Here is a 13,843-nt window from a genome sequence, read left to right as displayed (position 1 = left end):
CGTCAGGATTTGAGAAAGCCGTTGGCGGCCAGAAAACTTTCGCTGATGCCACCCGAGGTCGGCTCGGCAGCTTTGTCACCCAGCAGCAAACGCTCAAGGTAGCGCGCCAGCAAATCGACCTCGAGGTTGACCCGGCGACCCGGACGGTAGTCACCCATGATGGTTTCGCTCAGGGTGTGCGGAATGATGGTCAGCGAGAACTCGGCGCCATTGACCGCGTTCACCGTCAGGCTGGTGCCGTCGACCGTGATCGAGCCTTTATGGGCAATGTACTTGGCCAGTTCTTTGGGTGCACGGATGCGGAACTCGATGGCACGGGCGTTCTCCTCACGGGAGATCACCTCGCCCACGCCATCAACGTGGCCGCTGACCAGATGACCGCCCAGGCGCGTGGTCGGGGTCAGGGCCTTTTCCAGGTTGACCCGGCTGCCGCTTTTCAAGTCGTTGAACGCGGTGCAATCGAGGGTCTCGCGGCTGACGTCAGCGGCAAAGCCGTTGCCCGACAGCTCAACGGCGGTCAGGCACACGCCATTGATGGCGATACTGTCGCCGAGTTTGACGTCGCTCAGGTCGAGCTTGCCGGTGTCGATGGAAACTCGCACATCACCGCCCTTGGGGGTCAATGCACGGATGCTGCCGATGGATTCAATGATGCCGGTAAACATGGCGTTCCCCTTGAGAACAAAGCCTGCGTAACACGAAGGCTGAGAATTATACGCTCGCTGACGGCACAGGTATGGCAGTGACTCGCCAGTCATCGCCTACCGCGCGCATGTCGGTAATTTTGAGCAATGGCGCTTCGCTCATATGGGTCAGCGGCAGCTCCAGTAATGGCCGCGCCGTAGAGCCCAAAAACTTGGCCGCGACAAATATCTGGTATTCATCCACCAACCCCTGCTCGGCAAAAGCCCCCGCCAGACGCGGCCCGGCCTCCACCAGCACTTCGTTGACGCCGCGGGCGGCCAGCGCCTGCAACAACTTGCGCAGGTCGACCTGGCCATTGGCGCCGTGGATCACCAGGCACTCGGGCCCGGTACGGTATTGCTCGGCAGGCGGCACGCAGGTGGCAACCAGCGCTGGCCCGGCCTTGAAGAACGGTGCATCCAGCGGCACCCGCAAACGCCCGTCGATCAACACCCGCAACGGCGGACGACTGAGCGCCAGCGCGGTCAGCTCTGGGCTCAGGCCCAGTTCAGGGCCGCGCACGGTCAGGCGGGCGCCATCGGCCAGCACGGTATCCGCACCCGTCAGCACCACACTGGCCTGGGCCCGCAAGCGCTGCACCGCCGAGCGCGCTTCTGGCCCGGTGATCCACTGGCTTTCGCCGTTGGCCATCGCGGTGCGGCCATCAAGGCTCATGGCCATTTTGACCCGTACGAACGGCAGACCGTGCTCCATGCGCTTGAGAAAACCAGGGTTCAACGCCCGGGCATCGGCTTCCAGCACACCACTGCGCACTTCAATACCGGCATCGGCCAAACGCTTGAGGCCACGCCCGGCAACTTCCGGGTTGGGGTCCTGCATGGCTGCAACCACACGCGCCACACCTGCGCTAATCAGCCCTTCGGCGCACGGTGGGGTGTGCCCATGATGGCTGCACGGCTCAAGGGTGACATAGGCCGTGGCGCCCCGCGCCAGCTCACCGGCCGCGCGCAAGGCGTGGACTTCGGCATGGGGCTCGCCGGTGCGCACATGCCAGCCTTCGCCGACGATCTGCCCGTCACGTACGATGACGCAACCGACACGGGGGTTGGGGTGAGTGGTGTACAGCCCGTTGCGCGCCAGCTCGATGGCCCGCGCCATGTAATGGGTGTCTAAAATCGATTGTTCTGTGGACTGGATCATTCTTTGGAAGGCTCACGGGCAAGACGGTCGATCTCTTCGCGGAACTCGTTCAAGTCCTGGAAACGTCGATAGACCGAGGCAAAGCGGATATAGGCCACTTCGTCGAGCTTTTGCAGCTCGCCCATGACCAGTTCACCAACAACCAGCGATTTGACTTCGCGTTCGCCAGTGGCGCGCAGCTTGTGCTTGATCCGGGCCAGCGCGGCTTCAAGACGCTCGACACTCACCGGGCGCTTTTCCAGCGCACGCTGCATGCCGGCGCGCAGCTTTTCTTCATCGAACGGCTGGCGGCTGCCGTCCTGCTTGATAAGGCGGGGTAATACCAACTCAGCTGTTTCAAAGGTGGTGAAACGTTCACCACAGGCCAGGCATTCACGCCGGCGGCGCACCTGGTCGCCCTCGGCAACCAGACGCGAGTCGATGACTTTAGTGTCGTTGGCACCGCAGAAGGGACAGTGCATGGTGGCAGCCAACAAAAATGGGGAGCGCCATGTTAGCGCATCCCACTGGCAAGACAAGCCATAGGCTTTACGGTATACAGACGGGCTACTATCTTTTACACAATCTGATACACCGACTGACCTGCCGCTGGAGCCGTGTATGCCGCTACGAACGCTTGTTTTGCTGTGCCTTGCCAGTTTGCTGGTCGCTTGTAGCAGTGAGCCGCCAAAATCGGCACAGCCCCAAGTGCTGACGCAGCCAAAAACCGATGCCCCGGCTGACCTTGGCCCGCTGCCGTCATATCAGCGCGAGTTGAGCGGAGTGCTGACCGGTGTGCCGGCAGGCGCCGAGGTCGAGCTGGCCATGCTGATCGTTGACGATCGTGGCCGCCCCCAAGGCTTGATGGCCAGCAGCAAGATCCTCGGCAACAGCCAGGCGCTGCCCTTCAAGCTGCGCTTCAACCCGCAAGCCTTCCCGACCGGCATGCGGGTCGAGCTGCGCGGCCGCGCCAGCCAGTCCGGGCAATTGATCCTGCATCTGCCTTCGCGGATCATCAACCAGCCCACCACGCAGGCGCTGGGTACCCTGGCCTTCGTCAAAGCACCATGAATATACCGTTTGGCCTGCAGCAGTCGTTGAGCGAGTTGCTGGGTGATGCGCGGCTGGTGGCGACCGACTTGCCCGGCACCGCGCTCAAACTCTGGTTGATCGATGCCCACAATATGGATCGCGCCTTCACCCCCGACGAAACCCGGCGCATTCTCTACGAACCTCCCTACTGGGCCTTTTGCTGGGCCAGCGGGCTGGCGCTCGCACGCTTTCTGGCCGAGCAACCGCAGTGGGTCAAGGGCAAGCGCGTTCTGGATTTTGGTGCCGGTTCGGGCGTTGCAGCGATTGCAGCAGCCAGGGCCGGGGCGCTGGAAGTGGTGGCCTGTGACCTTGACCCGCTGGCACTGGCGGCCTGCAGGGCCAATGCCCAGCTCAACGATGTCGCGCTGGGCTACTCCAGCGACTTTTTTGCCGAGGCGGACCGGTTCGATCTGATCCTGGTGGCTGATGTGCTCTACGACCGCGAAAACCTGCCGCTGCTGGATCAGTTCCCTAGCCGCGGCCAGCAGACCCTGGTAGCCGATTCCCGCGTACGCGACTTCAAGCACCCGCTTTATCGGCAACTGGCCATGCTCAAGGCCCTGACCCTGCCCGACCTGGCCGAGCCCCACGAATTTCGCAACGTCAGCCTGTATCACGCACAACGCGAGCCTGCGCCTTTCAGCCACTGCGCCCAGCCTTTATAGTTGCTCTTATTTACCTGCTTCGAGACACGAAATGAATCAGCCTACGCCTTCTTACAGCTTCGACGTGACCTCCACTGACTTCGACAGGCTGGTGGTCCAGGCCTCATTCGACCAACCCGTACTGGTGGATTTCTGGGCCGAGTGGTGCGCTCCCTGCAAGGTGATGCTGCCGATCCTGGAGCAAATTGCCGAGGACTATCAGGGCGAACTGCTGCTGGCAAAGGTCAACTGTGATGTCGAGCAGGATATTGTTGGCCGCATTGGCATTCAGACCTTGCCCACCGTGGTGCTGTTCAAGGACGGCAAGGTGGTCGACGGTTTCCAGGAAGCCCAGCCGGAATCAGCGATCCGTGCCATGCTCGCGCCCCATGTGGTGATGCCCGAAGCTGCGGTTGAAGACCCGCTGGTTCAAGCCCAGGCGCTGTTTGCCGAAAGCCGTTTTGCCGATGCTGAAGCCTTGCTCAAAAGCATCCTGACTGAAGACAACAGCAACGCCAAAGCGCTGATCCTGTATGGCCGCTGCCTGGCTGAACGTGGCGAGCTGACTGAAGCACAAGCGGTGCTGGATGCGGTCAAGAGCGACGAGCACAAGGCCGAACTGGCCGGGGCCAAGGCGCAACTGACGTTCTTGCGCCAGGCGGCGGACTTGCCGGATGTGGCCGATCTGAAAACCCGCGTGGCACAAAACCCGCAGGACGACGAAGCGGCGTATCAACTGGCAATCCAGCAACTGGCACGCCAGCAATATGAAGGCGCATTGGACGGGCTACTGAAACTGTTTACCCGCAACCGCAGCTACAACGAAGGCATCACCCACAAGACCCTGCTGCAGGTGTTCGACCTGCTGGGCAATGATCACCCGCTGGTCACCACCTACCGCCGCAAGCTGTTTGCAGCGCTGTACTAAACCCCGATACATATCTGTAGATACTCTGTTGCAGGTCAAGCCCTATTGTGGGAGCGTTCCTGTAGCTGCCGAACGCAGCCTCGTCCCTCGGCAGCTGCTACGGGAGTTTTTGTTACGCCACGTCAACCCAGCTGTAAATCGGCGAATCAGCACCGCTAACCACTTTCACCTCGGCACAATGACGCAGGCGCACCAACAAGCGTTTGCCTGCGCCCGTGCTGCCGGTCAGCGCTTCAAGCTGCCCCAGCAGTTCAGGCCCGGTGATCTGTCCGGCCTTGCGCAGCAAATCCTTGGTGGCTTCCCACACGGCATCATCCTGATTCGCAGGTTTTGCGGGCGGCTGGCTGATCGGTGCTTCACTGACGTGCAGTTGCGCGCCCAGCTTTATCCAGTCGCTCTCATCCAGCTCCACCGTCAAATCCACCGGCCAGTCGCCTATCGTTCCGCGAATGCGCACCATCGTCGTGCTCCTCAATTTTCTTGCAGCCATGCTCCCACGCGCCTTGCGTAACGCCAAGCACACGGGCAAACTCTCGCAACAGTTGTTATAAGATCACATAACAATATTTTCACATTTCTGCTGGAGTGCTCCCATGCGCCGTTTGCTTCTTGCTTTGCCGTTTGCCTTGTTGCCGCTGGCGATGGCTCACGCCGCCGACGATCATGATCACGACCATGAACACAGCAGCCTGGCGCCCCATGAACATGGCGTAGGCAGCTTGAATGTCGCGCTCGACGGCCAGACCCTGGAACTGGACCTGGATGGCCCGTCGATGAACCTGGTGGGCTTTGAACACGTTGCTACCACTGATGCTGACAAGGCCAAAGTCAGCTCGGTACGCAAACAACTGGAAGACCCACTGGTGCTGTTCAGCATCCCCAAGGCCGCCGGTTGCACAGCTGAAGCGCAGGAACTGAAAAGCCCGCTGTTCGAACCGGCGCCGGAAGAAGGCAGCGCCAAGGGCGAGCACCATCACAGCGATATCGAAGCCCACTATGCGTTTACCTGCAGCACGCCGGACGCTTTGAAAGCGCTGGATCTGGCGCAGTTTTTCAAGACATTCCCCGGCACCCATAAATTCAAGGTACAACTGATCGGCCCGAGCGGTCAGCAAGCCGTGGAAGTGACAGCCAAGGCACCTGTGCTGAAGTTTTAAACAGCTCCCACAGAAAGACTTCCACCAACTCCCAGGCGATCTCCTCCCCCAATGACCCAAGCACTTATCGAACTGAGCGACCTGAGTTTCGGCTGGCCGGGGCACCCCGTGCTACTGGATATTCCGGCGTTTCGCCTGCAAGCAGGTGAAACCCTGTTCCTCAAAGGCCCCAGTGGCAGTGGCAAAACCACTTTGCTGGGGTTGCTTGGCGGCGTGCAAAAAGCCAACAGCGGCAGCATCCGCTTGCTCGGCCAGGAGCTGGGAGAGCTGGGTTCCGGGGCCCGTGACCGTTTCCGGGTTGACCACACGGGCTATATCTTCCAGCAATTCAATTTGCTGCCATTTTTGTCGGTTCGCGAGAACGTCGAGCTGCCTTGCCACTTTTCCAAACTGCGTGCCAGCCGCGCCGTGCAACGCCACGGCAGTGTGGATAACGCCGCGCAAACCCTGCTGGCCCATCTGGGCCTTAAAGACCCGGCCCTGCTGGAGCGACGTGCAGACTCGTTATCCATCGGCCAGCAGCAGCGTGTTGCCGCCGCCCGCGCACTGATCGGTCAGCCCGAACTGGTGATTGCCGACGAGCCCACATCAGCGCTGGACGCGGACGCTCGCGAAGCCTTTATCCAGCTGCTGTTTGCCGAATGCCGTGAAGCGGGTGCCAGCCTGTTGTTTGTCAGCCACGATCAAAGCCTGGCCCCTCTGTTCGACCGTAACCTGTCGTTGTCTGAACTCAATCGCGCCGCCCTGTCGGTAGAGGTCTGAGATGTATCTGTTTCGTCTAGCGTTGGCCAGCCTGGCCAACCGCCGCTTTACCGCAATGCTGACCGCCTTCGCCATTGCCCTGTCGGTGTGCCTGCTGCTGGCCGTGGAGCGGGTCCGCACCGAAGCCCGCGCCAGCTTCGCCAGTACCATCAGCGGCACCGACCTGATCGTGGGTGCCCGCTCGGGCTCGGTCAATCTGCTGCTGTATTCGGTGTTCCGCATCGGCAATGCCACCAACAATATTCGTTGGGACAGCTTTGAACATTTCGCCAACAACCCGAAAGTGAAATGGGCCATCCCCATGTCCCTGGGCGACTCGCACCGCGGCTATCGGGTGATGGGCACCAGCGAGGCGTACTTCGAGCACTACCAGTACGGCCACAAGCAAAACCTGAAACTGGCCAGCGGCCGTCCTTTTGCCAGCGATCCGTTCGAAGTGGTACTGGGTGCCGAAGTCGCCGATGCCCTGCATTACAAACTGGGCGACAAACTGGTGCTGGCTCATGGCGTGGCGGCGATCAGCCTGGTCAAGCACGACGACAAACCGTTCACCGTGGTTGGCATTCTCGCGCGCACCGGTACCCCGGTGGACCGCACGCTGCATATCAGCCTGGGCGGTATGGAAGCAATCCATATCGACTGGCATAACGGCGTGCCCGCCCACGGTGCCGGGCGTATCAGCGCTGACCAGGCCCGCAATATGGACCTAACCCCCCAGGCCATCACTGCGTTCATGCTGGGCCTGAACAGCAAAATTTCGACTTTTGCCCTGCAACGGGAGATCAACGATTTTCGCGGTGAGCCGATGATGGCCATTTTACCGGGGGTAGCCCTGCAGGAACTCTGGAGCTTGATGAGCACTGCTGAAAAAGCGTTGTTTGTGGTGTCGCTGTTTGTGGTACTGACCGGACTGATCGGCATGCTCACCGCAATCTTGACCAGCCTCAATGAGCGGCGCCGCGAGATGGCGATCTTGCGCTCCGTGGGCGCCCGCCCTTGGCATATCGCCACGTTACTGGTGTTCGAAGCACTGGCTCTGGCACTCGCCGGAGTGATCGCCGGTGTCGGTCTGTTGTATGTGTGCATTGCCGTGGCCCAAGGCTATGTGCAATCGAACTACGGGTTGTATTTGCCACTGGCGTGGCCAAGTGAATATGAATGGACGCTGCTCGGCGGTATTCTGGCAGCGGCCCTGTTGATGGGCTGCGTGCCTGCCTGGCGCGCCTACCGACAATCGCTGGCAGATGGTCTGTCCATTCGTTTATGAGCTTACATTTATGAAAAGGTCTGCAATGTCTCGCGTGCTGCTGGCACTGTTACTGCTGGTTGCGACGCCGCTGTGGGCGGCCGAACCGAAAGAGCTGACCTGGTCGGAAATGATCCCGGCGGATGCGCCGCCTGAAGCACCGGACATGACGCCCCTGCATGACCTCTCGCAGATGGGCAATATGGAAGCCGCCCCGGCAGCCAGGCAGGACTTGCCCAATGCGCCGGTGGTCCCGGCGCTGGATGGCCAGTTGATTCGCCTGCCGGGGTATATCGTGCCCCTTGAAGTCAGCGAAGACGGGCGCACCACGGACTTTTTGCTGGTGCCGTACTTCGGTGCCTGCATCCATGTACCGCCACCGCCGTCGAACCAGATCGTGCACGTGACCAGCAAGGAAGGGGTCAAACTCGACGAGTTGTACCAGCCGTACTGGATCGTGGGCGCGCTGCAGGTCAAGGCCAGCACTAGCGAACTGGCGGATGCGGGGTATCAGATGGATGCGCAGCGGATCGTGGTGTATGAATTGCCGGAGTAACCCCAAAGGCCCCTCAACCTAGCCCTCTCCCAGTGGGAGAAGGGACTGAAAGCAAAAGCAGGTTTGCGCAACGCCACCCATCAGCTCCCTCTCCCTCCGGGAGAAGGTTGGGGTGAGGGGCTCTGGGCAATTAACGAATTTTTCACAACTTCACGCTTTCATTGAGCTGGGTCAACTGAACAGGCCTGGGCGCTCATTACCATTGGTTATATAAATTTTAAATATCCAAATGGAGCTCCCATGCACAAGTCTTTGCTCAGCGCAGCCGCCCTTGCGCTCGCCGTCGTCGCCCCTCTTGCCCACGCGCACACGGAAGGCGACATCATCGTGCGTGCCGGTGCTATCACGGTAAACCCGAAAGCCGACAGCTCCAGCGTCAAGGTTGATCAAGGCCCGTTGGCAGGTGCTGATCTGGGTGGCAAGGCGACCATGAGCAGCGACACGCAACTGGGTCTGAACTTCGCTTACATGATCACCGACCATGTGGGTATCGAATTGCTGGCAGCCACACCGTTTGAGCATGACGTGAAACTCAAGGGTACTGGCCTGGCAGCCGCCAACGGCAAACTGGGTAGCCTCAAACACTTGCCGCCAACCCTGAGCGTTGTGTACTACCCACTGGATACCAAATCGGCATTCCAGCCTTACGTCGGTGCCGGCATCAACTACACCTGGATCTACGACGAACACGTCGGCAGCCGTGCCAGCGCCGAAGGGTTCGACAACTTCAAGGCAAAAAACTCCTGGGGCATGGCCTGGCAGCTGGGTGCTGACTACATGCTGACCGACAACATCATGATCAACGCCCAGGCGCGTTATATCGATATCGACACCCGCGCCACTGTGGAAAACAACGCCGTTGCACCAGGCACTCGTGCCAAGGTCAACGTAGACGTGGACCCATGGGTATACATGGTTGGCCTGGGCTACAAATTCTAAGTCCGGCAATCATAAAAAAGGCGCCTTCGAAAGGCGCCTTTTTTGTGGGCGGGAGATTCTTAGCGGCCCAGCAGGCGTGCCAGCCCGACACTCATTGGTGTGGTTTCACCGAGGGTGAAGCGTTGCAACAAACGGCTATTGTCAGCACGGGAATGGCGGATATCACCCGAGCGGGCCGGACCGTGGCTGATCGGTGGCAACTCGCCGACCACTTCGCTCAACGCTGCCAGCATTTGATTGAGTGTAGTGGCCTTGTTCAAGCCTACGTTCACGGCACCCGCTTCAGCGTTCTCGGTTTCGACGGCTTGCACCAGAATCTTGACCAGATCACCCACATACACGAAGTCGCGCGTTTGTTCGCCATCGCCAAAGATAGTGATCGGCAGGCCCTTTTCAGCACGCTCACTGAAAATGCTGATCACGCCCGAATAAGGCGAGGAGGGGTCCTGGCGCGGGCCAAAGATATTGAAGAAGCGAAAGATCACCGGCTCCAGACCGTGCTGGCGACGATAGAAATCCAGGTAGTACTCGCTGGACAACTTGTCGGCGGCATAAGGTGTCAATGGCGCTTTAGGCGTGTCTTCGACAATCGACTCGCCTTCGCCGTTATTGCCGTAGACCGCAGCACTGGAGGCGAAAACAACGCGCTTGATCCCTGTTTCGCGCATGGCTTCGCACACATTCAGGGTGCCGATGAAGTTGCTTTGGTGAGTACGCACCGGGTCGTCTACCGAGGCCTGTACCGAAGCAACCGCCGCCAGGTGAACCACTGCGCTGCAACCGGCCATGACTTTGGCAACCAGTGCGGCATCGGCCACGTCACCTTCAATCAGCTCGACCCGCGAGTTGGCCATTGGCAAGTTGCTGCGTTTGCCTGTGGACATGTCATCGAGAATTCTTACGGAGTAGCCCTTGGCCAACAAGGCGTCTACCAGGTTGGAGCCAATAAAACCGGCACCACCGGTGATTAAAACGGGAGCATCAACCATGACGATAAAACCTGTCCAGTAAAGTGGGGAGCGCCGCACGCCAGGCGCGAGGCTTGATCCCGAAGGTGTGTAGAATTTTTTTGCACGCCAGCACCGCGTGCTGGGGTTCTTCTGCCGCGTCGGGCCGCGCGGCGTGCGCCTGGGGTGTCGGCGCTTCGATTGCCAGTTCGTGCAGGTTACGGGCCTCGGCCAGGATTGCCTGCCCCAGCGCCAGCGGCGTTGTCGCTTCGTGCCCGGCGTAGTGGTAAGTGCCCCACAGCGGCGCCGCGCAATCGAGCTGCTTCAGTACCGAGATAATCACCCGCGCAGCATCATCCACCGGCGTCGGGTTGCCCCGTCGATCATCGGCCATCAACAACTCACCCGGTTTTTCGGCCTGGGCCAGAAACCGCCCGAGGGTGCCATCCGGGCTGTCATCGAGCAACCAGCCAAAACGCAGCAGCACATGTTGCGGGCAAATGGCCCGCACACTTTGTTCGATACGCCACAGTGCCTGACCGCGTAACCCGAGCGGGACGGGTTCGTCTTTTTCGCTGTAGGCCGTCGCACGCGAGCCATCGAAAACCCGATAGCTGGAAGGTTGCAACAAGGTGATGCTGTGGTGCTGGCACAGCTCGGCCAGACGCTCGACAGCGCGCTCCTGCGCGGCAAGACGCGACTCGCTTACTGTCTGCGCCTGAAACCAGTCGAAGTAGTACGCAAGGTTGATGACAGCATCCGGGCGGGTGTCATCGAGCAGTTGCGTGAGGCTCGCGGCGTCCCAACCGTCTTGTGGCGGGCGCGGGGCTAGGAAATTGATGTCTTCCTCGGCACCCAGACGAATCAGCGCCTGCCCGAGGGCATTTCCGCCGCCCAATAACATAAGGCGCATTCGCATAAAGTATGCAGGCTCAGTCTATTTAGAACGGTGATGTATACCAGAAAACCAGCCGTGAAAGCTGCTGACCCTAATCAAGATAGCCGCATTTTGCGGGTTTCTTGCCCACCCGTCACTGACAAACTGCCTCATGCTAAAAGGCCTTCATTGGGATCTGGGCGGAATATCAGTCAGTAATACCGTAGACCGTTGCGCCAAGGAGTCCGCTGGCAGCGTTTGTTCCGGCTCCCGCACGGGCAGCAGAAACCCCTGTGGATAATGCTGTGCGAAGTGAACATCCGGCGACTTATCCACAAGCTTTTTAAGCCGGTCATTGAATGCCCGGCTCACGGTGTTCTGCGCCCCGGACATGGTTCGGAACTGCGCGGTTATGGTCACGCCATCGAGGTTCATGCTGTCGACGCCAAAGATCGTCAGCGAACCCTGCAGGCTCAGGCTGAGCAAAGGATCGCTGCTGATCTGGCTCCCCGCTTCCCGAATCAGGGCCGTCGCTTTGTCCATATCGGTGTCATAGGTGAACTGCACGGAAAAAAAGGCATAGGCAAACTGCCGGGAATGGTTGATGACGGCCTTGATCTGACCGAAAGGCACCGAATGGACAAAACCTCTCGAATCGCGAAGGCGCAGGGTTCGTATGGTCAACCCCTCGACGGTGCCGGCATGGGCGGAGTCGATCACCACCCAGTCACCCACCGAGATGGTGTCTTCAATAATGATAAACAGCCCGGTAATCACGTCCTGCACCAACTGCTGGGAGCCAAAGCCGATGGCCAGGCCTATCACCCCGGCGCCAGCCAGGAAGGGCGCGACGTTCACCCCCAGATTGGCCATGGTGGTGATGGTACAGATCACCACCAGAATCACTTTGATAGCATTGCGCGCCAGCGGCAGGATGGTCTTGATTCGCGTACTGGGCTCATGGCTCCCGCGCCGGTTGGTGGCCGGTTCCAGCGCTTGTTGAATGGCCGTGTCGAGCACCACCCAGGTCAACCAGGTCACCAGAAGGATCAACAGGATATGGCCCAGGGAATCACTGATGACCTTGCCGGTATTGCTGTCGGAAGCGAAGGCCAACAGCGAGAAACCCCAGATCTTCGCCAGCAACTCAATAAAGGTCACGGCCAGGGCAATGCGCAGCAATGCGTAAACCACACCGATAAAACGCTCTTTATAGGCCCCTGTATGCTGGGTTCGCGCCCGAAATGAATGATGCAGAATCGTGCTCAGAAATACCGTGCCGATCAGCAGGCCCGATGTCAGCAATGCACTGCGCAAGGCACGTTCACTGCCCTCACCCACGCCCAGTAAATTGCGCGCGCTCACCAGCAACATCAGCAGCACGGGCCAGTACCAGAGTACCGAAAAAATGCGCAACGACTCTTGCAAGGCTGGCTGCCCGAGCCGTTGTGCCAGGGCCCGATTGCGGATCAGGTGAGCCACGGGCCGCCGCAGCCGTACCACCAGCCAGCCCAGAATGGCGCACGCCAGCAGGCCGGCGAATACCGACAGACAACTGGCGATATTGCCGCCGATTTGCCGCGCAATTTGCGGGCTGCTCATTGCGTCGCTCAGTGCCGAAAAAAAGCCGATCAAGAACAGCGCCCGTTTCGAGTACTGACGAATAATCTGCACCGCGCGGCGCTTGTGGCCCGTTTCAAACAAGGTACTCAGTGACAGCACCAGCGCCACACAGAACACCCCGGCGCTGCCGGCATAGGTCAGGGTCAGGCCGAACGAGCGACCCAAGGTGTCTTGCAGCATGCGGCTGGCGTACAGGGCCAGCATCAACGAGACCAGCGCAGGCAACATGTAGGGCACCACATAACCCACCAGCGTCTGGATGCGTGGCCGGTCAACCATCGAACGCGTGGTACACAAATAACGCGCCAGCAATCTTCCTGCGAGCATCAACCCGAAAAAAACGCCGGACCAGATAACCGTCAGCAAGAAAAAGTCGCCTACACCACTCCAGGAAGGATGTGTGGATGCCTGCTCGACCAGTTGCCCTACTTCACCTGCCGCCCGCTCGGTGCGTAAACGCCAGGCGTCCAGCAACTGCATACTCAGGCCGAGCTGACCTTGAACCTCGTCCATCCCCGCACCCAAGGCACCCAGCAGCCCGCCATCCACCAGCACGGGAGGCTTGCCATCGGATTCCTCGGCCTTGATCACAGAGGCCAGCGTAGGGGCGGCCAAAAGCATGCCATTGCCCGAGCACAACAGGACAAGAAGCAGAAACACTGTTTTGAATTTGTACAAACCCGGGGGCCTCCTGCACATCCTTGATAGGCCAACCGTATCGAAGGGATTAGGTTCGAGACAGGGCGCGTCTGTAATTTCGATCAGGTACAGCGTAGTCAATGACACGTCAGGCGCGGGAAATAATCGGTTGAGGCTTGCCTGAAACTGCCGCCATTCAATACACCACTAGACAAAATGTGTAACCCGAAGATCAGGCATCGTAACTGCAGCAAACACCAAACCGGGAGAGAAAGTACTCATTGGACGACGAGTACGCCCGTTATAAGAATACGCCGGAAGCGCCGAAATACGTGATCTTGAAGAGCACGCTTACCCCGCACCACCAACGACTTATTCGAGACACTCCCACAATTAAAGAGTCGACACGTACTACAAAAGTAAACGACTGCGCGCACGACTTAAATACAAAACATCCAACGCCGAGTAACAAGTGTTTAGACACTTAAACAACTATAAACTTGCTTTAGAACCGGGCAATAGCGCCGACTACAAACGAACATGAAAGATTATGAAACTTTCACCCGACCGATTTACAAACACTGTTCCATCCCATAAAGTCCGCCAGAC

At 59.4% G+C, this 13,843-nt stretch carries 15 protein-coding genes; 8 read left to right on the top strand and 7 right to left on the bottom strand.

Features of this window, described 5'->3' with window-relative positions; genetic code table 11:
• Positions 1–2: 2 nt before the first annotated feature.
• The 3 genes from V6L81_RS06030 to nrdR are packed head-to-tail and all read right to left on the bottom strand — an operon-like array spanning position 3 to position 2,306.
• Positions 3–665 carry a riboflavin synthase gene (locus tag V6L81_RS06030; RefSeq protein ID WP_086795767.1) on the bottom strand — a complete coding sequence of 221 codons (663 nt, stop codon included), beginning with the start codon at positions 663–665 and terminating at the stop codon, positions 3–5.
• A 46-nt stretch (positions 666–711) separates the two neighbouring features.
• Positions 712–1,845 (bottom strand): bifunctional diaminohydroxyphosphoribosylaminopyrimidine deaminase/5-amino-6-(5-phosphoribosylamino)uracil reductase RibD, encoded by a 1,134-nt coding sequence (gene ribD / locus V6L81_RS06025; RefSeq protein WP_165446500.1) that lies wholly within the window; start codon positions 1,843–1,845, stop codon positions 712–714.
• A complete protein-coding gene (gene nrdR / locus V6L81_RS06020; RefSeq protein WP_029611200.1) occupies positions 1,842–2,306 on the bottom strand; it encodes a transcriptional regulator NrdR in 465 nt (154 codons plus the stop codon). Before nrdR ends, ribD begins: the two co-directional genes overlap by 4 nt.
• Before the next feature lie 139 nt (positions 2,307–2,445).
• Here nrdR and V6L81_RS06015 point away from each other — a divergent pair, with 139 nt between their 5' ends.
• From V6L81_RS06015 to trxA, 3 genes are read left to right on the top strand one after another with little or no spacing between them, the layout of a single operon-like run.
• On the top strand, positions 2,446–2,895 hold the full coding sequence (locus V6L81_RS06015) for a hypothetical protein (RefSeq protein WP_094999468.1): 450 nt from the start codon (positions 2,446–2,448) through the stop codon (positions 2,893–2,895).
• A complete protein-coding gene (locus tag V6L81_RS06010) occupies positions 2,892–3,581 on the top strand; it encodes a 50S ribosomal protein L11 methyltransferase (protein ID WP_338660543.1) in 690 nt (229 codons plus the stop codon). Before V6L81_RS06015 ends, V6L81_RS06010 begins: the two co-directional genes overlap by 4 nt.
• A 31-nt stretch (positions 3,582–3,612) precedes the next feature.
• Entirely contained in the window at positions 3,613–4,488 is an 876-nt protein-coding gene (gene trxA / locus V6L81_RS06005) for a thioredoxin (protein WP_094999470.1), read from the top strand.
• Between the two features lie 112 nt (positions 4,489–4,600).
• On the opposite strand, the gene V6L81_RS06000 is transcribed toward trxA, so the two are convergent.
• On the bottom strand, positions 4,601–4,948 hold the full coding sequence (locus tag V6L81_RS06000) for a hypothetical protein (protein ID WP_338660542.1): 348 nt from the start codon (positions 4,946–4,948) through the stop codon (positions 4,601–4,603).
• Positions 4,949–5,081: 133 nt separating this feature from the next.
• Here V6L81_RS06000 and V6L81_RS05995 point away from each other — a divergent pair, with 133 nt between their 5' ends.
• The 5 genes from V6L81_RS05995 (at position 5,082) to V6L81_RS05975 (ending at position 9,148) form a co-directional block, all read left to right on the top strand.
• On the top strand, positions 5,082–5,645 hold the full coding sequence (locus V6L81_RS05995; protein WP_095019067.1) for a DUF2796 domain-containing protein: 564 nt from the start codon (positions 5,082–5,084) through the stop codon (positions 5,643–5,645).
• A gap of 51 nt (positions 5,646–5,696) precedes the next feature.
• Positions 5,697–6,407 (top strand): ABC transporter ATP-binding protein, encoded by a 711-nt coding sequence (locus tag V6L81_RS05990; protein WP_338660541.1) that lies wholly within the window; start codon positions 5,697–5,699, stop codon positions 6,405–6,407.
• 1 nt (position 6,408) lies between these two features.
• A complete protein-coding gene (locus tag V6L81_RS05985; protein WP_338660540.1) occupies positions 6,409–7,674 on the top strand; it encodes an ABC transporter permease in 1,266 nt (421 codons plus the stop codon).
• Positions 7,675–7,699: 25 nt separating this feature from the next.
• Positions 7,700–8,209: a DUF3299 domain-containing protein gene (locus V6L81_RS05980; protein ID WP_370688634.1), complete on the top strand. Its 510-nt coding sequence runs from the start codon at positions 7,700–7,702 to the stop codon at positions 8,207–8,209.
• A gap of 240 nt (positions 8,210–8,449) precedes the next feature.
• Positions 8,450–9,148 (top strand): OmpW family protein, encoded by a 699-nt coding sequence (locus tag V6L81_RS05975; RefSeq protein ID WP_094999476.1) that lies wholly within the window; start codon positions 8,450–8,452, stop codon positions 9,146–9,148.
• 59 nt (positions 9,149–9,207) lie between these two features.
• Here V6L81_RS05975 and V6L81_RS05970 read toward each other — a convergent pair whose 3' ends face one another.
• The 3 genes from V6L81_RS05970 to V6L81_RS05960 form a co-directional block, all read right to left on the bottom strand.
• Positions 9,208–10,137 carry an NAD-dependent epimerase/dehydratase family protein gene (locus V6L81_RS05970; protein ID WP_094999477.1) on the bottom strand — a complete coding sequence of 310 codons (930 nt, stop codon included), beginning with the start codon at positions 10,135–10,137 and terminating at the stop codon, positions 9,208–9,210.
• Complete coding sequence (locus tag V6L81_RS05965; RefSeq protein ID WP_094999478.1) at positions 10,130–11,014, bottom strand: sugar nucleotide-binding protein; 885 nt, start codon at positions 11,012–11,014, stop codon at positions 10,130–10,132. The genes V6L81_RS05970 and V6L81_RS05965 overlap by 8 nt, the downstream gene beginning before the upstream one ends.
• Before the next feature lie 144 nt (positions 11,015–11,158).
• Positions 11,159–13,273 carry a mechanosensitive ion channel family protein gene (locus V6L81_RS05960; RefSeq protein ID WP_130871813.1) on the bottom strand — a complete coding sequence of 705 codons (2,115 nt, stop codon included), beginning with the start codon at positions 13,271–13,273 and terminating at the stop codon, positions 11,159–11,161.
• Positions 13,274–13,843: the final 570 nt, after the last annotated feature.

The sequence above is a fragment of the Pseudomonas bubulae genome (assembly GCF_037023725.1).
GTDB classification, from domain to species: Bacteria; Pseudomonadota; Gammaproteobacteria; order Pseudomonadales; family Pseudomonadaceae; genus Aquipseudomonas; species Aquipseudomonas bubulae.
The sequence above is the reverse complement of the archived record's forward strand: the minus strand, read 5'-3'. Positions and strand labels throughout refer to the sequence as shown.